The 20,399-nt window shown below is 54.5% G+C and carries 21 protein-coding genes; 10 read left to right on the top strand and 11 right to left on the bottom strand.

From position 1 onward, the window contains the following. Nucleotides 1-60: 60 nt before the first annotated feature. Entirely contained in the window at nt 61-975 is a 915-nt protein-coding gene (locus AAFN47_RS00105) for a LysR family transcriptional regulator (RefSeq protein ID WP_499807102.1), read from the bottom strand. A 100-nt stretch (nt 976-1,075) separates the two neighbouring features. Here AAFN47_RS00105 and AAFN47_RS00100 point away from each other — a divergent pair, with 100 nt between their 5' ends. The 4 genes from AAFN47_RS00100 to AAFN47_RS00085 are packed head-to-tail and all read left to right on the top strand — an operon-like array spanning nt 1,076 to nt 5,533. Further along, on the top strand, nt 1,076-2,104 hold the full coding sequence (locus AAFN47_RS00100) for a type 2 periplasmic-binding domain-containing protein (RefSeq protein WP_499807101.1): 1,029 nt from the start codon (nt 1,076-1,078) through the stop codon (nt 2,102-2,104). Continuing rightward, the gene (locus AAFN47_RS00095; protein WP_499807100.1) at nt 2,101-2,631 is read left to right on the top strand and encodes a TRAP transporter small permease; all 531 of its coding nucleotides are present in this window, start codon (nt 2,101-2,103) and stop codon (nt 2,629-2,631) included. The genes AAFN47_RS00100 and AAFN47_RS00095 overlap by 4 nt, the downstream gene beginning before the upstream one ends. Continuing rightward, nucleotides 2,628-3,923 carry a TRAP transporter large permease gene (locus AAFN47_RS00090; protein WP_499807099.1) on the top strand — a complete coding sequence of 432 codons (1,296 nt, stop codon included), beginning with the start codon at nt 2,628-2,630 and terminating at the stop codon, nt 3,921-3,923. The genes AAFN47_RS00095 and AAFN47_RS00090 overlap by 4 nt, the downstream gene beginning before the upstream one ends. A 5-nt stretch (nt 3,924-3,928) precedes the next feature. Next, nucleotides 3,929-5,533: an alkaline phosphatase family protein gene (locus AAFN47_RS00085; RefSeq protein ID WP_499807098.1), complete on the top strand. Its 1,605-nt coding sequence runs from the start codon at nt 3,929-3,931 to the stop codon at nt 5,531-5,533. A 73-nt stretch (nt 5,534-5,606) separates the two neighbouring features. Here the strand turns inward: AAFN47_RS00085 and AAFN47_RS00080 are convergent, their stop codons facing one another. From AAFN47_RS00080 to AAFN47_RS00065, 4 genes are all read right to left on the bottom strand, one after another. After that, nucleotides 5,607-6,149 (bottom strand): cupin domain-containing protein, encoded by a 543-nt coding sequence (locus AAFN47_RS00080; protein WP_499807097.1) that lies wholly within the window; start codon nt 6,147-6,149, stop codon nt 5,607-5,609. A gap of 7 nt (nt 6,150-6,156) precedes the next feature. Beyond that, nucleotides 6,157-8,058, bottom strand: coding sequence for a TRAP transporter permease (locus tag AAFN47_RS00075; RefSeq protein ID WP_499807095.1), 1,902 nt, complete (start codon nt 8,056-8,058; stop codon nt 6,157-6,159). Between the two features lie 82 nt (nt 8,059-8,140). Further along, nucleotides 8,141-9,094, bottom strand: coding sequence for a TAXI family TRAP transporter solute-binding subunit (locus AAFN47_RS00070; RefSeq protein WP_499807094.1), 954 nt, complete (start codon nt 9,092-9,094; stop codon nt 8,141-8,143). Nucleotides 9,095-9,404: 310 nt separating this feature from the next. After that, a complete protein-coding gene (locus AAFN47_RS00065) occupies nt 9,405-10,637 on the bottom strand; it encodes a LeuA family protein (RefSeq protein WP_499807093.1) in 1,233 nt (410 codons plus the stop codon). Between the two features lie 465 nt (nt 10,638-11,102). Between AAFN47_RS00065 and AAFN47_RS00060 the strand changes: the two genes are divergently transcribed. Further along, the gene (locus AAFN47_RS00060) at nt 11,103-12,296 is read left to right on the top strand and encodes a malonyl-CoA decarboxylase domain-containing protein (RefSeq protein ID WP_499807092.1); all 1,194 of its coding nucleotides are present in this window, start codon (nt 11,103-11,105) and stop codon (nt 12,294-12,296) included. A gap of 58 nt (nt 12,297-12,354) precedes the next feature. Next, on the top strand, nt 12,355-13,092 hold the full coding sequence (locus tag AAFN47_RS00055) for a GntR family transcriptional regulator (RefSeq protein WP_499807091.1): 738 nt from the start codon (nt 12,355-12,357) through the stop codon (nt 13,090-13,092). 35 nt (nt 13,093-13,127) lie between these two features. On the opposite strand, the gene AAFN47_RS00050 is transcribed toward AAFN47_RS00055, so the two are convergent. The 5 genes from AAFN47_RS00050 to AAFN47_RS00030 form a co-directional block, all read right to left on the bottom strand. Then, nucleotides 13,128-13,997, bottom strand: a complete 870-nt coding sequence (locus tag AAFN47_RS00050; RefSeq protein ID WP_499807090.1) for a dioxygenase family protein — start codon at nt 13,995-13,997, stop codon at nt 13,128-13,130. A 16-nt stretch (nt 13,998-14,013) separates the two neighbouring features. Further along, nucleotides 14,014-15,327, bottom strand: coding sequence for a TRAP transporter large permease (locus tag AAFN47_RS00045; RefSeq protein ID WP_499807089.1), 1,314 nt, complete (start codon nt 15,325-15,327; stop codon nt 14,014-14,016). Further along, nucleotides 15,324-15,989: a TRAP transporter small permease subunit gene (locus AAFN47_RS00040; protein WP_499807087.1), complete on the bottom strand. Its 666-nt coding sequence runs from the start codon at nt 15,987-15,989 to the stop codon at nt 15,324-15,326. The genes AAFN47_RS00045 and AAFN47_RS00040 overlap by 4 nt, the downstream gene beginning before the upstream one ends. 23 nt (nt 15,990-16,012) lie before the next feature. Beyond that, on the bottom strand, nt 16,013-17,101 hold the full coding sequence (locus AAFN47_RS00035; RefSeq protein WP_499807086.1) for a C4-dicarboxylate TRAP transporter substrate-binding protein: 1,089 nt from the start codon (nt 17,099-17,101) through the stop codon (nt 16,013-16,015). 155 nt (nt 17,102-17,256) lie between these two features. Further along, nucleotides 17,257-17,925 (bottom strand): malonic semialdehyde reductase, encoded by a 669-nt coding sequence (locus AAFN47_RS00030; RefSeq protein WP_499807085.1) that lies wholly within the window; start codon nt 17,923-17,925, stop codon nt 17,257-17,259. A gap of 142 nt (nt 17,926-18,067) precedes the next feature. On the opposite strand from AAFN47_RS00030, the gene AAFN47_RS00025 reads away from it, so the two are divergent. Further along, nucleotides 18,068-18,454 (top strand): YciI family protein, encoded by a 387-nt coding sequence (locus AAFN47_RS00025; RefSeq protein WP_499807083.1) that lies wholly within the window; start codon nt 18,068-18,070, stop codon nt 18,452-18,454. 20 nt (nt 18,455-18,474) lie between these two features. Beyond that, nucleotides 18,475-19,092, top strand: coding sequence for a glutathione S-transferase family protein (locus tag AAFN47_RS00020; RefSeq protein WP_499807082.1), 618 nt, complete (start codon nt 18,475-18,477; stop codon nt 19,090-19,092). A 79-nt stretch (nt 19,093-19,171) separates the two neighbouring features. Here AAFN47_RS00020 and AAFN47_RS00015 read toward each other — a convergent pair whose 3' ends face one another. Further along, nucleotides 19,172-19,450, bottom strand: a complete 279-nt coding sequence (locus AAFN47_RS00015; protein ID WP_499807080.1) for a TRAP transporter large permease subunit — start codon at nt 19,448-19,450, stop codon at nt 19,172-19,174. Between the two features lie 268 nt (nt 19,451-19,718). Between AAFN47_RS00015 and AAFN47_RS00010 the strand changes: the two genes are divergently transcribed. Together AAFN47_RS00010 and AAFN47_RS00005 are read left to right on the top strand one after the other, a co-directional pair. Further along, nucleotides 19,719-20,036, top strand: coding sequence for a hypothetical protein (locus tag AAFN47_RS00010; RefSeq protein ID WP_499807079.1), 318 nt, complete (start codon nt 19,719-19,721; stop codon nt 20,034-20,036). A gap of 54 nt (nt 20,037-20,090) precedes the next feature. Then, on the top strand, nt 20,091-20,399 hold a 309-nt coding region (locus tag AAFN47_RS00005), incomplete at its 3' end, for a transposase (protein ID WP_499807078.1).

Raw genomic sequence — 20,399 nt, 5'->3', positions numbered from 1 at the left:
TGTTACCCATATCTCCGGGCTGTACAGACGATAACGCGACTAACGGTATCATTCGACCTTTTAGCTGCTCGCGATATGAGTAACGACATGTCGGCGCAGATGGGCCTTGAAGTCGCCGATCAACTTGGCTTCGTAACGGTCGGCAAGGCTGACCATCGCGATTGTCTGGTCCGCGGTCGGAAGCGAGATCGGCAGCGTCACAAGGCCGTTGTCCCTGCCGGCGCGTACGACAAAGCTCGGCAGAACTGTCAGGCAATCGCTCCGTCGCACGAGCTCTATCACCGCGCCCGCCGACTCGCTCTGAAATACGAAACGCAGATTGCGCACGCCCAACAGGCGCAGCGCGGTTTCCATGTCGTGTCGCAGCATGCTGCGATCGGAATGCCCGATCCAGGTGACGGAATTCAGGTCTCGAATAGAAATGTCTTTCGCCAAAAGTGGATGTCCAGCGCGACCAACGATAACGTTGGAATCCTCGAACAATGGCTCCAGCGTAATATCGGAGTGAGTCGGGTCCGCAGACTTCGCTGGTCCCACGATGATGTCGATCTGGTTCTGAAACAGACGCTGGTGAAGCCCGGGAAAATAGTCCGGCACAAGGTCTATGCGTATGGAGGGACGCGACGCCAGAAAGTCCGCGATCACCTCAGAAACGAGACGTTCGCAAAGAAATGGCGGCGCACCGATCTTCAGCACACCGAAGGAGCCCTTGCGACCATCGTCGACCAATTCGACCGCGCGCTTGCGCGCAACCAGTATCGCCCTGCCCTGATTGGCCAGTTCCAATCCCAGCGGAGTGGCCCGCAAGGGCCGGCGACTGCGTTCGAACAGGGGGGAGCCAACCCTGCTTTCCAGCGTCCGGATCATTCGGCTCAGCGCCGGCTGCGAAGTCCCTATCCTGTCGGCGGCAAGTTGCAACGTGCCAGCGTCGACAATTATCGAGATTTGTTCGAGGTGCCGTGGATCGATTAACATATCATAACGCTATAATACATTATCGAAATATCATTAGACTGTTATGTTCAGGCCGTCAATTATCGGTTGAAAGCATGCAAGACTGCTTTGGGAGGAAATCATGAATATGAGAACGCTCGCCGTCGGCGTGTTCGTGACCGCCGCATTTTGCGCCGTCGGATCCGCTGCATTCGCCAAAACCCGACTGATCGTCAATTGCTTCTGGCCGCCGCAGCATTTTGTCTGCCAGAAGGTTTTGCCGGGCTGGCTCGACGCCGTCGAGGAGGCAACGGAAGGCCGTGTGGTTGGGAATATCCCGCCGAAATCCGTCGCGCCCCCACCGGAACAGCTGGCCTCGGTCGAAAAGGGCATCGTCGACGCCTCTGTCCAGTTCAACGGGTTGATCGGCAATCGCGTCAATGGCGCGCTGACAGCCATGCAGCCATTTTCAGGAAACATGAATGGCCCGGCGATGACTCAGGCCGCCTGGGAAACGCGCGAAAAATTCTATCCGGATGAATTCGACACGGTAGAGCTGCTGTCCCAGTGGGTCATCACCCCTGGACAATTGTTCTCCAACACAGACGCGCCCATCGTAACAGTCGACAACTTTAAGTCACGCAAGATGTGGGCCCTTCCAGGACCGCTCGCCAACATGGCCAAGGACATAGGCGCGGCCGTTGTCGCCACTCCAGCCGTAAAGTCGAACGAAGTCATCGCCAATGGTGTGGTTGATAGCCATATGGGACTTGGGGGCGACGCCATTCAGTCATTCCAGGTCATTCCCTACACCAAGTCCATGACGCGCTTCACGTCGCCGGTCTACACCACCACTTTCTCTTTCGTAATCAACAAGGACAAGTGGGCGGAAATATCGCCCGAGGATCGGGAAGCGATCCGTGCGCTTTCACAGGAGAAGGTCGGCATGGTGGCGACTGGTCTCTGGGATTCGGTCTCGGCCGATGTCTATTCCCGCTTCGACGATCTTGGCATCGAGGTTGTCGACGCCGATCCCGAGCTGGAAGCAACGCTGATCGAAGCAGCAGGCCCGACCACTCAGGCTTGGAAGGACAAGGCAAAGGCGGCGGGAATTGACGCGGATGCGGCGCTCGATTTCTATCGTGCACGTGTGAAAGAACTTTCGAAATGAACATGGCGCCCGCAAAGCAGGGCGCCGTCCGCACCATTCTCAACCGAATTGTCGCCACGCTTGAGACGATTTCAAGCGTGGTGATTTTCATCATGATGGTGCTGACCTTCGTCGACGTTGTCGGCCGCTATGTCTTTCACAAACCGATTTTCGGCGGAACAGAAATCATCTCGGCGCTGCTCGCGCTCACCATTTTTTCCGGCCTCGGCGTGATTAATGCGCGAGACGATCATATTACGGTGGAACTCTTCGAGGATATCTTTCGCCGGACACTTTCTCCAGTTGTTTACGAGGTCATCATCCAGGTATTTTCCGTACTGGTGATGACGCTCATCGCCGCCGTTCTGTTCGAGCATGCCTGGGAGAACTACCGGCTCGACAAGCTGACAGAAGTGCTGGAGATGCCGGTCTACTACATCTCCGGAACAGTGGCGATTTTTGCCGTGATCAGTGTTCTTTCCCAGATCGCCGGGGTTGTTCTGAAGGTTTTCGACCTTTCTAACGGCCAAAGGCGCGAAGAATCATGACGACTGCTCTCATCGGCTTCGCAATCCTTCTTGGCCTGTGCTTTTTTGGCTTTCGGGTGGGCTTTGCTACACTGGTCGTCGGATTCGTCGGTTTCGCACTGGAACGCGGATGGTTCGCCTCGCTGGCAATGGTGGCTCAGCAGGTCACGGAAGACGCACGGAATTACAATCTCTCTGTCATCCCACTGTTTATCCTTATGGGCGTCTTCATCTACCGCTCGGATATCAGCGCGGATCTTTACGATGCGGCCTACGCTGCGCTTGGCCGGTTCAAGGGCGGGTTAGCGCTGGCGACAGTACTGGCATGCGGCGGATTCTCGGCCGTTTGCGGTTCCACCCTGGCCACTGCAGCGACGATGTCGAAAGTCGCAATGCCTCAGATGAAGGCGCACAATTATTCGGACCGTCTGGCGGCCGGCACGATCGCGGCCGGCGGCACGCTCGGCATCATGATTCCACCCTCGGTTCCACTGGTCATCTACGGCATCATCGCCGAACAGGATATCGGACTCCTGTTCATTGCAGGGATCCTGCCCGGCATCATGCTGATGCTATTATTTCTGCTCGCCGTGGTGGTGATGGTCCGCATTGATCCCAGTGCTTCCCCGGATGCGTCCGATCTCGATGCCGAACGGAAGCGCAAGGCGATCCGCGGGACAACCCCGGTGCTAGCCCTGTTCGTTATCGTTCTCGGAGGCATCTATGGCGGCGTATTCACACCGACCGAAGCCTCAGGCATCGGGGCAAGTGGCGCCGCCGTAATTGCCCTGCTGCGCGGCCATCTTCGCACACTCGCAGAGTGGCGTTTCTGTCTGGTCGACGCAGCCATGACGACTGCAAAGATCTTCATCGTGCTTTTTGGCGCTGTTGTTTTCACCCAGTTTATCAACCTATCCGGAATGCCTTACGATCTCCTCGATACGGTCGATGAATGGAGTCTGAACGGCGGGCAACTGGTTATCTTCATTTGCATAATTGCCTTGCTCATGGGCATGGTCTTCGAGAGCATCGGCATCATCGTTCTGCTCGTCCCGGTCTTCCTTCCGGCTCTTTACGCCACTGAAGTCGATATGATCTGGTTTGGGATAATCGTTGTCCTCGTCACCGAGATCGGTCTGATAACACCGCCGATCGGAATGAACGTCTTCGTGGTGAAATCGGTTCTGCCGCAGGTCCGGCTTGGCGACATTTTTCACGGCGTCGTCTTCTACATCGCCGCGCTCGGCATCGGACTGATCGCCGTCTACCTGTTTCCGCAGATCGCGACTTTTCTCCCCTCAATTGCAAGGTAGGCCTCATGCCCGACATAAAGAACATTCTCTTCATTATGGCCGACCAACTCCGGTGGGATTATCTTTCGTGCTATGGTCACCCGCACTTGAAAACTCCAAATATCGACCGTTTGGCCGAACGCGGCGTCCTGTTCGATCGAGCGTATGTGCAATCGCCAGTGTGCGGTCCATCGCGCGCGTCATATTACACGGGTCGGACGGTGTTCAGTCATGGCGCCACCTGGAATCATGTGCCGCTGCCGATCGGCGAACTGACGATTGGGGACTATCTTCGCCCCCGGGGAGTGACGACGGCTGTCGTGGGCAAGACTCACATGATCGCCGACAAGGACGGCATGGCGCGCCTGGGTCTGAACGAGGGCACAGATATCGGTTGTCTCGTGGGCCAACCGGGCTTCGATCCCTATGAACGCGACGACGGGTTGCATCCCGACAGAGGACTTGCCCGTCGCGGCGGAAAACTTCGCTACAACGACTGGCTTCGCGAACTCGGATACGACAGCAAGAATCCGTGGAATGATTTTGCCAATGCCGGCGAAGGACCAGACGGCGAAATCCTTTCGGGCTGGTATCTGAAGAACTCTTATCTGCCAGCCCGGGTCAAGGAAGAGCATTCCGAAACCGCATACATGACGATGCGGGCGCAAGAGTTCATTACGGAGATGGGAGATGCGCCCTGGCTCTGCCATCTCAGTTTCATCAAACCGCACTGGCCCTACATTGCGCCTGCGCCCTATCACTCCATGTACGGACCCGAGACGTTTCTTTCTGTCGTGCGGAACGAGTGCGAGAAACGCGACCCCAATCCGGTCTTTGACGCATTCATGAAAATGGAAGTCAGTGAGACGTTTTCGAGACAGGGAGTGCGCGAAGTGGTGCTGCCGGCCTATATGGGCCTTATCCGCCAGATTGACGATCATCTTGGTCGGCTTTTCGACTGGCTTGAAAACACTGGCCAATTGGACGACACCATGATTGTATTCACGTCAGACCATGGCGACTATCTCGGCGATCACTGGATGGGCGAAAAGGAGCTGTTTCACGAGGTTTCCGTGCGGGCGCCGCTAATCATCTGCGACCCCAGATCAGAAGCCGACGCCACCCGCGGCGCGACGTGCAGCGATTTTGTCGAGGCGATCGATCTCGTGCCGACTTTCATCGAAGCAACCGGAGCAGCGCCGTCTCCGCATCGCCTCGAAGGCTGCTCCCTGATTCCGATACTGCATGGAAACACGCCGCATGAATGGCGCGATTGCGTATTTTCCGAGATCGATTACGCCTTCTATGCCGCGCGCGAAACACTTGATGTCGGACCTTCGGACGCACGCGGCTACATGATCCGGACGGAAAGATGGAAGTATGTCCATTTCAAAGGATACCCCCCACAACTTTTCGATCTTGAGACGGATCCGGACGAATTTGTCGATCTCGGTCGCAATTCGAACTATGAAAATATCCGGCGGGAACTGCACCGCAAATTGACCGACAGACTCATCGATCGGAAGAACCGCGTAACAATGTCCGACGAAGAAGTGCTGGCAATGCGAGCGGGTGAGAGTTCCAGCGGAATAGTCATCGGCCGTTGGGAAGAAACAAACACTTCTGTGTGACACAGGTTCGTAGTGAGAGCCTATAGGCTGGCCCCATCGCAACCCGAGCCAAAGGCGCTAACGATGAGAATTCCTATTCTATCGTCGCGTCATTCAACACGAACATGATGATGCATGGCTCGTCACCGCGGTTGGCCCAGGCGTGATTGGTGCCCTGCTGAATGACCACATCACCGGCTTTCAGGTGAACGTCTTCCTCATCCATAAGCATCCAGATCTCGCCTTGCAGAACAATCGAATAATCCAGCGAATCCGTCCGGTGCATATAGGGGTGACGGGCATTCTCAACCACGTTTTGGCTGGCGCCCATGGCTTCAAACGCCTTCTTTCCGTCAATCCTGGAAATCACTTCCGGATCTTCCGGGTCGAACTGCACGACGCGAAAGACGGCTCCGTTTTCCGGCGGATGAAGAACAAGCGGTCCTTCGACCGGATCATCATGACGCTCCATGGCAGCAGGTGAGCGATTGTGTTGCCAGAAATTTGTCAAGGTGACACCCGGTCGTGTCGGTCTCTGCAATACGCAGCTTGCGGTATCGTCGCGAATGACCTTCGCAACGCCTGCTTCATCATGTCCTGTCACCACCCGGCGGAATTTTCTCGCTTCGAACGCCATACTGCATTTATCTCCTTGATGGTTGCATTTTCTGTTGCGGTCTGAAGATCAGCCATGCGCCGATCAAAAGGCCGCAACCTGCCAAGTCGCTGACGAGCCCCTGATGCAGCAAGAGCAGACCCGCCATACCCATGACGAGCCTTCGATGCGGCGAAAGCGATTGCTGAAGGAAACCGACAACTGCCGATGCAACGCAGTACACGCCGATGGCGCCGCTGATCACAGCAAGCAAAACTTGAGGCGCCGAAGCCTCCATCAGCAATGCCGGACCGTAAAAGAACATGAAGGGCAGGATATAACAGGTAATGCCGTAGAAGAAAGCAGTCCAGCCGACCTTGTTGATGTCTGCTCTTGCAATTCCTGCAGCGACATAAGAGGCCAAGGCAACTGGAGGTGTGATGGTTGAGACGCAACCGAAGAAGAACACGAAAAGGTGAGCAGTCAATAGCGGCACGCCCATATTCGCAAGAGCCGGCGAAACCACAGTGGCGAGGATTAGATAGGCGGCCGTCGTTGGCAGTCCCATGCCGAGGACGATCGCCGTCAACATTGTGAACACCAATGCAAGGAACGTGAAGCCACCCGAAGCCGTAATGATCAGGCTGGAAATTTTCGAGCCAAGTCCAGTCACGCCGAGTGTGCCGGCGATAATTCCGGCTGCCGCGCAGGCGATCGCAATCGGGATCACCGCCTTCGTCCCATCGGTAATGGCCGCGGCGCTTTTTCGCAGCAGATCGAAATCAATCCTGCGGCTCCAGATAATATGGGTCGTCAGCAACAACACGATCGAATAGAAGGACGCCTTGAACGGCGAATACCCATTCACCATCAACAGGATCAAGGTCAGGAACGGAATAATGAACTGGCCGCCGCGGGCCAGAATGAGCCAGATGCTCTCCGTATCCGTCTCATCTGACGCAAGTGGCTCAATACCGTTTTTTCGCGCCTGGAGATGAACGACAAAGAAGAGCGACGTAAAGAACAGCAGCGCAGGAATGAGCGCAGCCTGCATGATGCTGGCATAGGGCACGCCGACTATCTCGGCCATTATAAATGCGGCTGCTCCCATGACCGGCGGCATGATCTGGCCTCCAGTCGAAACAACCGCCTCGATGGCTCCGGCCTGATGAGGCTGATAGCCCTCCCGCTTCATCATCGGAATGGTCAGGGTCCCGGTGACGGCGACGTTGCCGGCGGCGGATCCCGAGATCATGCCAAGCAGCGTCGAAAATATAACCGCCGTTTTGGCCCCTGCGGCCCGCATTCCCCGGGTCAAACGGTTCGCTAGAGTGAAAAAGAAATCTCCAGCCCCGAACCGGGATAGAAACGCGCCGTAAATCGAAAACAGGATAATGTAGGTGGCCGACACCCCGATGGGGATGCCGAATATGCCCTTGGAATCTATCGTCAGCAACTCAGAGACGCGACCGACAGTATATCCTCGCGCACCGAGCGCGCCGGGAAGATATTTCGAGAAGAACGGATAGGTGAAGAAGAACAGGCAGATCAGCGCGAGCATCAGGCCGACCCCGCGGCGCGCGCCTTCCAGAACCAACAGGATCAGCAAAAATCCCACCCATACATCGGTGGGGCCAGGGCTATCGAGACCGAACGCCAGCGTTTTCCAGCGCGAAAGCAGAAAGAGACAGGCGCCGAGCGCAGCCAGCGCCAGAACGATGCCGGCCAAACGGTCTGACACCGCCCCTCTCAACGATTCAAAAGCCGGGCGCGTCAGGAACAACAGCGTCAGCATCATCATCAGATGCAGGATGCGGATATCCTGAGTAGATACATTGTACAATCCCAGGCGCGCAGGGACGCCGGACACTTCCAGAATGTGGAAGAGCCCGAGCGCAAACGCCATGACATTGACCAGCCGGTCCATGAATATGTCAAAGCGGCTTTGCATGAATGATCCCGTCAACGCCGCGACGCGAGTACGCGGCCGGCAGACGCGTAACCGAACCGGCCAGGTCCGGCCGCACGATTGTCTATTTGGTTTCTTCGAAATACCTTTGAGAACCCGGATGCAGCGGCGTGTTCAGTAACATCGAACGCTCCGGATCGATCTGGTTCGCCAATGCATTTTCCGCACGGAATTCATTCAGGTTCCCGTAGATCGCCTTGGTGATTTCATAGGCCATGGTGTCGTCCATATCCGCATCCACTATCAGCATATTGTTGACGCCGAGTACGACGCCTTCCGCGTCGGTGCCGTATGTGTCGGCCGGCACCCTCACTTCGTTGTAGTTGGGATATTTTTCCAGCGCCGTTTCAAGTTGCTTTTGAGTGAGCGGAATGAATCTCAGCTTTTTGTTGGCCTGCGCCTGCATGACCGCGCCTGCGGGAAAGCCCGACAAGGCAAATGCCGCATCCACATTGCCATCGGCCAGTTGGCTGAAACCGTCTCCATAGGACAGGAAGCTTGGCGTAATATCCTCGATGGTCAACCCCGCAAGCCCAAGCACCTGCGTCAGAAACGGGATGGTGCCCCCGCCAGCCGGCCCGACCGCAACCCGCCTTCCCTTCAGATCGGCGATAGACTCGATGTCGGAACCATCCAACACCATCATATGGAGAATTGAATAATGCAGCGAACCGATCGCCCGCAAATCCATGGCTCCAGCGGCTTTGTAAGGCCCGACACCCTTGTTGGCGAGAACTGACAAATTGTTGTTGGTGATGGCGATATCGACTTCCCCGTTATTGACGAGACGGGGATTTTCCACCGATCCGCCTGTGACGATCGGCACCATAGTCAAACCGTCTGCATGCTTCGAGACAAGTGTCGAAATGGATTGACCCATGGGATAGAAGGCTCCGCCCTGACTGGCGGTGCCGATGCGTAGCTCCTCGGCGTTCGCCACAAGGGCGGCCAAAGAGATAATTGACCCGAGACCAATCGCGGTCAGGCTTCTCAACAGGTATCCTGCTTTTGCGGACATAAGCTCCTCCCAAAATTTCACCCCAGCTAGGGTTGAAGAGAACCTATTTCAGTTGCAAGATACGCGCAAGAATAATATCGATATTATTATGCCTTCAAACAAATCATGCTTATTTTTGTATTTTCAGATGATAGATCACAATGGAAAACCGTAGCGCAGGTGACGCAGGACGCCGTCCGACTTAGATCCTGACTGGACACGGTCCGACCTGTCAGACCAGGAAAACTCAAACGCTTAGATCGACATGCGCTAATGCATGAACTAAGTGGACGCGGCCTCGCCCATCGCACGGTAAGCGCGCTTCATGGCGTCAGGCCGCTTCGCGCGACAGTACGGCGTTTGCGATCTTCCTGAACTCGTCGTTGGTGAGAATGTCCTTCTTGCGAATTCCCGCTTGCTTCACCTCATCGAGGATTTCAGCATTTTGTTCGTCAGTCGCATCGCCCATTCCAAGCTCTTTCAGCTTATAGGTTATGGAGGCCTTGCCACTCTTCTTGCCGAGCACCACTTCGCCTTCGCGACCCGTGAATCCGGGATGCGTGCCGAACATCACGAGAGGGTCGTTCATAACGTACTGAATTCCAATGCCGGATTCACGTGTAAAATTACCCGATCCCAGCACCGGCTTGTTGCGATGGATCGGGACGTTGGCGACACGTGACACCAGTTCGGCCAGCTCCGGAAGCATTTCGAATTTGTAACCGGTTTCATAACCGTAGAGAAGATCCAAGGAAATCATCAGTTCTTCGAGCGCAGCATTACCTGTGCGTTCACCCAGTCCATTCGCACAGGAGTGGACGCACACTGCGCCTGCAGTAACAGCCGCAATTTCTGTCGCGACGCCCATGCCGAAATCATTGTGCGTGTGAATCTCCACTGGTAATCCCGTCATGCCTTTGACCCAGCGCACCATATACTTGATCGCTTCAGGCGTAGCGCAGCCCATGGTATCCACAATACCGATGGAATCCGGCACAGCTTCCGCCATAACACCCTTGCAAAGATTTTCCAGATCTTCCGGCAACGCCCGGGTCGTATCGTATGGGAAGAACACGGCATATAGCCCGTTTTCCCTTGCATAATTGATTACCGGCACGCTCTTTGCCAGAACATCCCTCCAAGTCCAGCCGAATTGTGTCTTGAGTTTCGGATAACCAATCGGAACCTCGATGATAACGCCGTTTGCACCGCACTCAAGCGCCATGTCGATGTCAGCTTTCATCGCGCGGGCAAATGTGAAGATCTTCGATTTCAAACCAAGTCGAGAAATTTCCTTGATAGCTTGCTGATCCTGTGGCGACACTGCCGGCATACCGGCTTCTATGCGCTCGATACCGATTTCGCTGAGCTTTGAGGCGATCGCGATTTTGTCGTCGACAGTCATGACGACGCCAGGCGTTTGTTCCCCATCCCGCAAGGTTGCGTCGTGAATCTCCACTTTTTCGGGCAATTCAAGCGACGCGCGCACTTCCGGAACGAAATTGTACGGGCTGACCCAGAACTTTCCTTCTTCGATATGATTATTGCGCATGGGTTCCTCCAATACTTGTCGAATTCCGGCCCGTGTGAGTGAGAAGCCGCCTTGGATACTGCCTACAAACATACGATAAAAATATCAATATTTTTCTTATAGCAATTGATGTTCAAGCGGAAAATTCTCAGAATTCCAGATTTATGAAACTATCTAACGGCAATCTTATAATATTGATTATTATACACAATTTAAACAATTCTACGGACACTCAGAGGATTCTCTCCTGTCAATCAAAATCCGTCTTGCTAAAAAAAATATCGATATTATTATTTTCTCATGTCTAACTCAGCGCCCTTCAGCCAATTCCTCTCTGTCATCGCTGTACGCGGTCGATCCATCATTGGGTTGAACCGCAGGAATTCGACCGAGAATACAAGCACAGGCATTGTAGAACTTTGCCACATGCTTCTGTCGAGCAGAGGCGATGCATCGGGAATAGCGCTATCAAATGAAATACTCACTCGATATGGGAGTTTGGACGAACAAGAAAAGCTGATATTTTTCCAACGCTTATATCGAGATTTTGCGCCAGACGCGGATGCATCACGCAAAATGGCTGAACACTATCTGGTCGAGCCATCTATTGAACATCTGGCCAAGCTGCATGCCGCTACCGAACCCCGGCGCCGACGGTTGATCATCAGGTTGAACCAGGCGCCAGACGCCACGTTGCAACTCATCCGCATGCGGAGTGATCTTCTTAAGCTTTCAAGTAGCCACCTGGAGTTGAAGGAGGTTGACAGAGATTTCGCCAAGCTTTTCGCTTCGTGGTTCAACGGCGGATTTCTGCAACTCGAGCGACTGGGATGGTCAAGTCCCGCCGCCATTCTGGAAAACATCATCAAATACGAGGCGGTCCACGGCATGGCGGACTGGAGAGATCTGCGCGCGCGATTAGATCCGCCCGACCGCAAGATATATGGTTTTTTTCATCCGCGGCTAGGACATGAACCCCTAATCTTCATTGAAGTGGCGCTGATGGCCGCCATGCCGACGAATATCCAGGACGTACTTACTGATGAACGGCAAAGGCTGCGCCCATCCGAAGCAACGACCGCCGTGTTCTACTCAATTTCGAACTGCCAGTACGGATTGCGTGGCGTCCCGCTCGGCAGTTTTTTGATCAAACGGGTGGTAGAGGATCTTCGATCCATCTTTCCGCACCTTTCGAAGTTCGTGACACTTTCGCCGGTTCCAGGTTTCTCCGACTGGCTCCGAGGCTGGATTGACGACGTCAATGAATGTGTATCGCCTGAAACAAGGCAGCGCGTATCGGACAGTCTTGCTTTGCTGCAAGATCCCGCTTCGGCTAGTGACAACACAACGAAACGGGAGGTGCGTGATTTGCATGCGTCGGCAGTTGGCCACTACCTGACCAACGTCAAGAGTGACGACGGATTGCCGCGGGATCCCGTTGCGCGTTTTCATCTCGGCAACGGAGCAAGACTGGAACAAATCAATTGGCCGGCGGATATCTCACCCAAAGGGATGGCAAAATCCTTTGGCGTAATGGTCAACTACCTCTATGATCTGGACGAAGTGGAGCGTTATCACGAAAATTTGGCGACGCATCGCAAGATTGCGGTTTCCAATCGGGTGTTACGCGACATCGGCAAAACATCTTTCTTCGCTGGCCCAGCGCCTGACACATTTTCAGAAGCCAGTTAAAAGGAATCGGCGGAGCCTGGATACGTTTGCAAACATGTAAATCGGAACAAACGAAGTAATGGACATCAAGAACGATACGGGTACGTTTCGCGACGATCTGGCGGAGGCGGCGGACGAGAATAAATCAAGTACCGGATCCATCACGAGACAGGCCTATGTCCGGCTACGCGACGACATTATTTCAGGAAAGTTGAAACCTGGCCAAAAACTCAAGATCGAGGAGTTGCGTAAAAGTTATAGTGTAGGTTCCAGCCCTATCCGAGAAGCTCTCAGCCTTCTGACTTCAAACTATTTCGTTGAACGAATTGACCAGCGCGGCTTCAAAGTTGCTGAAGTCAGCGCGGAGGAGTTCGACGAATTGCTCAAGACGCGTTGCTGGCTCGAGGGCACGGCTCTACGAGAATCAATACGCAACGGTCTGAGCAATTGGGAGGAGAAAGTCGTCTTGGCGGCTTACCGCCTGACACGTGTTCCGCGTTCCGATTCCGGCGATCATTTCATTGCAAACCAGGAATGGGAAAAGCGACATAAACATTTCCATATGACACTGATCTCTGCTTGCGGTTCCTCGTATCTCATGCAGTTTTGCGATCAGCTCTACGATCAGAACATACGCTATCGACAGCTTGCTGGAAAGATAGCTTACCCGTCACGCGACATCACAGCGGAGCATGGCGCTATCGTCGACGCAGCGCTAGCGCGCGATGAAGAACTGGCTACAAAGCTGCTGACCGCACATTACACCAATACCGGTGATTTTCTCAAAAATCAGTTCACACAGGCGGTACGCGAATAGCGGGCGTCAAAGCCGCCGCTTGAGGTTTCGAACCTCTATTCTCGGGCAAGGACGAAATCGAAATCAACAGTGAAAAAGGGCGACGTCAGTCGTTCCTTTGCCTTAAAATTGTCCTCGACCGAGTCGGGATTGTCCTCTTGCACATAGCGCATGATCAGATCCTCGCGCACGCCAAAGACCGGATCCTCATCGAGATACGGGTCATCGCTGGGGAAGACTTCCGTGACGAGATCGCGGTAGCCCGGGGCCATGACTGTGAAATGCAGATGCGAGGGGCGCCAAGGACGTCGACCAGTAGCGCGCAGGAGATCGCCAACCGGCCCATCATCCGGAACGGTGTAGGGCGCCGGGCGGATCGTGGTGAAGCCGTATTTTCCATCCTGATCTGCCTTCAACCGGGCTCTGAGATTGTATTCCGGCTGAGTCTCGTCTTGATTTGAATACAGTCCATTGTCTGCAGTCTGCCAGATTTCGATCTCGGCCTGTGGAACCGGATTACCTTCCATGTTCCTCACACGCCCTTTCACGACGACAGTCGCTCCGTCATTGTCCTGCTTAAGATCACCGCCATAATCCAGCGGAGGCGCTCCGAGTATATGAAATGGCCCTAGCACGCTCGATGGGGTTGCGCCAGGTACGGTCCCTACCATATCGACCAGCGAGGACAGCCCGAGCACGTCGGAAATGAGCACAAACTCATTGCGCTCCGGATCAGTGATCTCGCCGGCGCGGGTCAAAAACTCGATGGCGTATTGCCATTCGGCATGCGTCAGGCCGGTTTCACGGATAAAGGAGTGGGCATGGCTCGCAAGGCTGGTCAGAAGTTCACGTAAGCGGGGCGGCGTATCCGGACCGCAATACTCCAGAAAGGTCTGCGTAATATTGTCTTTGGTGACGTTTCTCATAATGCAACTCCCATAATCATTGCAGCAGCCAGATCGACAGTTCCGGGAAGCGAATCAGCAGGATAAGCACGACCAACATCACGCACGCAAAGGGGAAGGCTCCCAAGAACACATCCTTGAGGGAAATGCGATCGTCATTCAGCGTCGCCTTGATCACGAAGCATGAAATTCCGAGAGGCGGAGTCAGCAGACCGATTTCGGCGCCGATGACGGTAACAATTCCAAACCAGATCAAGCTCATGTTCAGCTCTTCGATGATGCCGATGAAGAGCGGAACAACGATAAGTATGATCGAGGCCGTGTCGAGCAGTGTCCCGAGAAACAGCATCAGGATCACGTATCCAACCATAATCCAGACAAAACTCAAGTCCTGCGCCTCCAGAAAGAAGCGCAGTTCGTTCGGCAGGTCGACATAGCCCAGCATGCGCGCATAAAGCGATGCCGTGGTGATGAGGAACAGGATTGCAGCGGTTATGTGCCCGGTCTCGAGCAATGCCTCCCAGAAGCCTCTCAGCGTCATGCGTCGACGTCCGGCGGCAATCGCTATCGCCATGGCTGAGCCGACCGCGCCCGCCTCCACAGGCGTCATCCATCCTGTGTAAATACCTCCGAGCACGACAAATATCAGGGCTCCGATCGGCAGCGTATAGGCTAGAAGTTGGGGAACGCCCAGCATTTCATGCTTGGGCGTTTCCAGCGTCCTGCCACCTACTGCGCCCGGGATGAAACGGCCCATCAATGCGATCTGGATGATAAAAGCGCCTGCAAGGATAACGCCGGGAATGATTCCTGCGATGAACATATGGCCAATGGAGACCTCGGCCACAAAGGAATAGATGATCAGCATGGCGCTTGGCGGGATAATCATGCCAAGCACGGAAGAGCCGGCGACAACGCCGACAGCAAAGCGACGATTGTAATCGAGTTTGAGCATCTCGGGCACCGAGACGCGTGCGAAGACGGAGGCGGAGGCAATTGATGACCCGGTCACCGCCGCGAAAACCGCGTTCGCCCCCACCGTCGCCATTCCAATGCCGCCTCTAATCGAGCGGAACAGCTGGTTCATCACCTGGTAGATGTCGGTCCCGATACCTGCTTTCGAGACCAGAAGTCCCATGAATGTAAAGAGCGGTATGGTCGCAAACTCATACTCGGTTACGCTATCGACAACCGCCGTACGAAGAAAGTTGACGGCGAGAATCGGCCTGTCGCTCACAAGCCAAATCGTCACGAAGGAAACACTCGCAAGGGCGACAGGAATGTAGACGCCGAGATAGATCAGGGCGACTATCGCGACAACTGACAGAGCGCCGATCTCGACCGGACTCATTGCCCGGCCTCGCGCTCTTTCTCGATCTGTTCATCAAGGCTGGAGTCCGATGTCGGATTCTCATGGCCGTCGCCGAACAGGGTCTTGAGGAAATACAGCGATGTGCACATGACAGCGCCAAAGGTTATCGCCAGATGTGCTGGCCACCAGGGCAGCGTGAAAACTCCCAACGTGCCAAAATAGTGACAGCGCGCGGTCGCCTCTCGCAGATCCGTAAACAGATTTCCGGTAGGCGGAGGTCCGAATTCCGGCTGGCTGAAATAGTGGCAAGATTCGAGGGATTCGACTAGCTCCGGCCAGACTGCATAGGTGATCATGCCCATGACGATCATAGCGAGAGCGTCTACAAGCCTTGAAAGAGCCCTAGCCAAGCCGGGATTTCTTCCGGCGAGGATGATCAGAAACCCATCTGATCGGGTAAGCCGGTTGACCCGCACGACATCCGGCAATTGCAGAAAAACGATCAGGATCATCGAAAAAACGACAATCTCGACAACGCCCGGATAGGGAGAATTGAATCCATTGCGCGCCACGACATCGAGGTTCATGGCGAATACGAGAAGCAGAACCATCAATGTACCGATCGCATTTGCGCCGATAGCAATGGAGCGCATAACCCCGGAAAGTGGCGGGGCAACCCTGTTATGGGAATTATTGATCATGGAAAGGGCTGCCCCGGAGCGATCTAGTTCTTTGTCCAGTCGCGCACCGGCACCGCGCCGGCGTCTTTCAGCTTCTGAACGTAGGACCCCAGCATCGCCGTACCTGGAGCGCCTTTTTTGTCGAGCGCCGCCGCCCACTCCTGGGCAATGTTCGGCATGGCGTCCGCCCATGCTGAACGCTGATCCTCGGCAATGACGGTGACTGTGCCGCCTGCAGCCTGGAAGGCCTCAAGTGATGACGCTGCTTCGTCCATTGCGACCTTTGCGACCTGGTCGCGATACTCGACAGCAACTGCCTGAAGAACGTCCTTCACCTCGTCCGGAAGCTTATCCCAGACGGCCTTGTTGATCGTCACCGTCTTTGTGTTGACGGCGCCTAGATCGACCTTGAGCATATTGGGCGCAACTTCGTGGATCTTGTATGTCATCGCCGCTTCAGGCCACAGCATGGCCGCCTGTACGACGCCGGTGTCGATCATGTTGTAAAAATTCGGCAGTCCGCCGCGAACGCCGGCGACACCGTCCAGTCCCTCCAGATATCGCAGATTGTATCCGGCTCCCGCGATCTTGAGGCCAGACAGCTGGTTGAGTGAAGTGACCGGATCCTTGGTAAAGATCTGATAGCTGTCGAGGACGACGCCGGTCGCCAGGTACACCTGGTCCTCGGCAGTAAACTCCGCCTGCATCTGCGGGTATTCCTTGGCAATCTCGTCGACCGCTTTTGCAACAATCCGCGCATCCGACGAAATCATCGGAGTCGCAGCCGATATCGCCTGGCTCGGAAGTGCGGAATTGTGGAAAATCGTCGTAACGATGCCAATATCGCCGAGGCCCAGCTTGATGCCTTCCAACACTCCGCGCGGCTTCACGATCTGGCCGCCATAAGCCTGCTGCCATTCGATCTTGTAATTGCCAGTGCGCGCCAGTTCCTCATCCACACGCGGGATGAAGAAATTGGCGAACTCCTGGACCCACATGGAACGTTCCGGATAACCGTCAATGGCAATCATCTTGATGGTTTCCGTCGCCGAGACGGATGAAATCGTCGCGGCTGACATCAACCCTCCAGCGGCAAACGCCGCCAACAGGGTTCTACGGTATAGTCTGCTCATAGCTTCCTCCACTATTGCGACCGGCCTCCTGCCGGCCCATCTTGTCAGACGGGCTGACGCTCCGTCCACGAAATATAACCGATGCTCCCCACCGCGTGATCGCGTCAAACCTGCTGCCTCGCGCGCGTCTCCATCCTTGGCGCATCGCATCATTCTCAGGCAAAGCTGCACACATCATCGAATTCAAAACGGGGCAAACGCTGAAACAGAGCGCTTTCGTCCGCGTGACCGATATTGACCAGAAAATTCGATCTCAGCGTTGTGCCTTCGAAGAACTCCTCATCGACAAACTTGTTGGAAAATCCTGACATCGCCCCGACATCCAGACCGATGGCCCTGGCAGCTATCATCAGATAGCCGCCTTGCAGCGTGGAATTCCGGTATGCGGTGTCCAGAGTATACTCAGGATATCCCTCGAAGAGATGCCTCCGGTCCTCATGAGGAAACAGCTTTGGCAACTCCTTCCAGAAATCCAAGTCGTACGCGACGATGACGGTGACCGGAGCTGCAAGAACTTTGGGTACATTCTTCGGCTTCAGCGATTTGACGAGACGTTCCTTGCCGGCTTCGCTACGAACCCAGACAAATCGGGCCGGACAGGAGTTCATGCTCGTCGAACCCATCTTGACGATTTCATACATCCGGTGAATTTGATCGTCGGTTACCGGCCTGTCTTTCCAGGCGTAATGCGAACGCGCTTTTGTCAGTATCAAATCGAGAGACTTCTGATCTAGCTGCGCTATTTGGGAACGCAAATCACTCACCTCCTCCTGCGCCTGCGTCCGCAGGTCCCCAAGCTTTTCAACAGTTGCGTTCGTCGTCATGCAGTGGAAATCCTCTTCGGCGCTATCCTGCGCCGTTGATTAGAAATACCCATATTTATGATGTTGCGTCAATAATTATCGATATTTATTTGCGATCGTTTCACACCCGCAGTATAGTCCCGACAGGAGGAGGAGATAGACCATGCCAAAATGGGCTGACTACAAACGCGAAGCTGCTGAACGCGGCTCCCTGGCGCTTGAGCTGTTTGTGATTTCCACTATTCCGTCGGATACACCGGAGGCAATGCGGAAGATTCTGCCAGACCATCTCGCCTACCAGACCAAACTCGAAACTGAAGGCGTACTATTTCTTGCTGGTCCGCTGTCGGATGAGGCAGGTGATGAGATGAGCGGCGCCGGACTGATTGTTTACCGAGCGAATTCTATTGAAGAAGCTCGGCAAATTGCTGAAGCTGATCCGATGCATGCCAAGGGAGGCCGAACATTTTCAGTTCGTCGCTGGCTGGTCAATGAAGGTTCCCCTCACATCGAGACCGGGCTGTCGACTGGAAAAGTAAAACTCCGCTAGTATCGAATTTGAGGAAATACATGGATATCACACTCTACCATTCTCCCGGCGCCTGCTCGACGGCAAGTTACATTTCGCTGCTGGAGGCTGGCGCGGATTTCGGAGTTGAAATCGTAAATTTGAAAACAGACGATCACTTGAGCGCTGAATATTCAGCACTCAATCCAAAGCAAAAAGTACCCTATTTGGTCTGTGACGCCAAAGGCCTGAGCGAGACTGTCGCCATCCAATACTGGATTGCCGAGACTTACCCGGAAGCAAGGCTGCTGCCGGCGGATCGCTGGGATCGCGCCACCGCAATATCGCACATGGGGTGGTTTGGTTCAGGCATACACCCGCACATTACGCGTCATTTCAAGACAGCAAAGTTTTGCGGAGTCGACAACGCTTTCCCAGACATCAGGGAAAAGGCGAAAGCCATGCTTTTTCAACAACTTTCCATTGTCGATGAAGTACTGGCGGATAGAATTTGGTTTTTCGATCATTACACCGCCTGCGACTCATATTTTTTCTGGGTGTTCGATCGAGCTCTGCGCGAAGGTTTCGCTCTTGAAAATTTCAAGAATTGCTATTCCCACAACGACCGTATGCGCGAACGGGCTTCAGTTCAGAAAGTTCTAGCTCACAAGGCGGTTTAGACTGGAGTGTCAAAGAGGCTATCCGTTCGGGAGTTATGACACGTCCGGAACGGGTGTATCTAGCCACTACGCCCGCCCCCTAAACCCCGAGCAGACGCGGTAGTGTGAGCGAAATTGCCGGAATGAATGTGATCATCATCATCGCCACGAGAATCGCCAGATAAAACGGCCAGATTGTCCGCACCGCCTTCTCCATCGGCAGTTTACCAACGGCACAGCCGACGAATAGGCATGTTCCCACGGGTAGCGCGCACAAACCGAGACCCAGATTCACCATGATCATGATCATGCCGAGCACGAGCAGCACCACATTGATCATCAGCAAGATGAGTATCGGATACTCGGTCAGACCAGTCATCAGGGTCACCGTTCGGCCCGGCTGTTGATTTTCACCGAGAACTGACCCGGTAGAGCCCGATTTTTCCACTGAGAACTGACCCATGTTCAAACCCACCCCTGCATGATTTCAGCGGGGGAATATGGAGTGTCAACAAATAAAATTGTATAATATATTGTTTTTGTTTCTACTTATAATTCATATTTGTTTTGAAACCATTTTGGTTACATTGTATGTGGTATGCAACCAATTTGGTTACAGCCTCCAACTCAAAGATCATGATGCTGACATGATTAAACGTGTACACATCATACTGCCAGCCGCAGGGATTCTCGCAACAATACATCTACCTGCTTATGCTGGCTCGGCGTCCTATTACTGCGAGCTGACCGGGATATTCGAAGTAGATCAGAACGGCAGTCTTGCACCATGGAGCCATCCTTGGTCCGATCAGGCAAAGGAAGGACAGTTCACTATCGACCGCGAGAGCGGAAAGGTGATCAATCCAGTCGTGAATACCAATGCATATGGTTCGGTGGAGGTGCTTGATCCTGGATCTGGTGCTCAGTGTCTGTCCAAGAATGGCCGGTTCGGTTTCGGGGGTTGAGTGAAGGGCGGCAATCAGATTCTTTGTATTTTGCGACAAATACGGAGAGATCGAATGGCCTGGACACCCTTCACCCGCCGTCACCATGACAGAAGCGGGCTGCGTTATGCAAGTGACCTGACTGACCGGGAATGGAGCATGATCGAGCCCTTCATGCCGCCCCAGCCACAGCGGGGTCGCAGGCGCAAGACGTCACTGCGCTCCGTAATGGACGCCATCTTCTATCTGCTGCAATCGGGTTGCCAATGGGCGTTGCTGCCGCACGATTTTCCGCCGAAAAGCACGGTCCATTACTATTTCAAACGGTTCTGCCGGGACGGGACGTGGCGGCGTATTCATGACGCGCTTTACCGCAGGACGCGG

It is taken from the genome of Hoeflea sp. CAU 1731, assembly GCF_039888615.1.
GTDB lineage: Bacteria > Pseudomonadota > Alphaproteobacteria > Rhizobiales > Rhizobiaceae > Flavimaribacter.
The sequence above is the reverse complement of the archived record's forward strand: the minus strand, read 5'-3'. Positions and strand labels throughout refer to the sequence as shown.

Excerpts from the sequence above, each read along its gene's own strand:
- AAFN47_RS00100 (WP_499807101.1), top strand. The coding sequence starts at position 1,076 with ATGAATATGAGAACGCTCGCCGTCGGCGTGTTCGTGACCGCCGCATTT.
- AAFN47_RS00105 (WP_499807102.1), bottom strand. The coding sequence starts at position 975 with ATGTTAATCGATCCACGGCACCTCGAACAAATCTCGATAATTGTCGAC.
- AAFN47_RS00030 (WP_499807085.1), bottom strand. The coding sequence starts at position 17,925 with ATGACGACGAACGCAACTGTTGAAAAGCTTGGGGACCTGCGGACGCAG.
- AAFN47_RS00050 (WP_499807090.1), bottom strand. The coding sequence starts at position 13,997 with ATGAGAAACGTCACCAAAGACAATATTACGCAGACCTTTCTGGAGTAT.
- AAFN47_RS00055 (WP_499807091.1), top strand. The coding sequence starts at position 12,355 with ATGGACATCAAGAACGATACGGGTACGTTTCGCGACGATCTGGCGGAG.
- AAFN47_RS00095 (WP_499807100.1), top strand. The coding sequence starts at position 2,101 with ATGAACATGGCGCCCGCAAAGCAGGGCGCCGTCCGCACCATTCTCAAC.
- AAFN47_RS00080 (WP_499807097.1), bottom strand. The coding sequence starts at position 6,149 with ATGGCGTTCGAAGCGAGAAAATTCCGCCGGGTGGTGACAGGACATGAT.
- AAFN47_RS00020 (WP_499807082.1), top strand. The coding sequence starts at position 18,475 with ATGGATATCACACTCTACCATTCTCCCGGCGCCTGCTCGACGGCAAGT.
- AAFN47_RS00040 (WP_499807087.1), bottom strand. The coding sequence starts at position 15,989 with ATGATCAATAATTCCCATAACAGGGTTGCCCCGCCACTTTCCGGGGTT.
- AAFN47_RS00085 (WP_499807098.1), top strand. The coding sequence starts at position 3,929 with ATGCCCGACATAAAGAACATTCTCTTCATTATGGCCGACCAACTCCGG.
- AAFN47_RS00015 (WP_499807080.1), bottom strand. The coding sequence starts at position 19,450 with ATGACTGGTCTGACCGAGTATCCGATACTCATCTTGCTGATGATCAAT.
- AAFN47_RS00010 (WP_499807079.1), top strand. The coding sequence starts at position 19,719 with ATGATTAAACGTGTACACATCATACTGCCAGCCGCAGGGATTCTCGCA.
- AAFN47_RS00090 (WP_499807099.1), top strand. The coding sequence starts at position 2,628 with ATGACGACTGCTCTCATCGGCTTCGCAATCCTTCTTGGCCTGTGCTTT.
- AAFN47_RS00035 (WP_499807086.1), bottom strand. The coding sequence starts at position 17,101 with ATGAGCAGACTATACCGTAGAACCCTGTTGGCGGCGTTTGCCGCTGGA.
- AAFN47_RS00075 (WP_499807095.1), bottom strand. The coding sequence starts at position 8,058 with ATGCAAAGCCGCTTTGACATATTCATGGACCGGCTGGTCAATGTCATG.
- AAFN47_RS00025 (WP_499807083.1), top strand. The coding sequence starts at position 18,068 with ATGCCAAAATGGGCTGACTACAAACGCGAAGCTGCTGAACGCGGCTCC.
- AAFN47_RS00045 (WP_499807089.1), bottom strand. The coding sequence starts at position 15,327 with ATGAGTCCGGTCGAGATCGGCGCTCTGTCAGTTGTCGCGATAGTCGCC.
- AAFN47_RS00070 (WP_499807094.1), bottom strand. The coding sequence starts at position 9,094 with ATGTCCGCAAAAGCAGGATACCTGTTGAGAAGCCTGACCGCGATTGGT.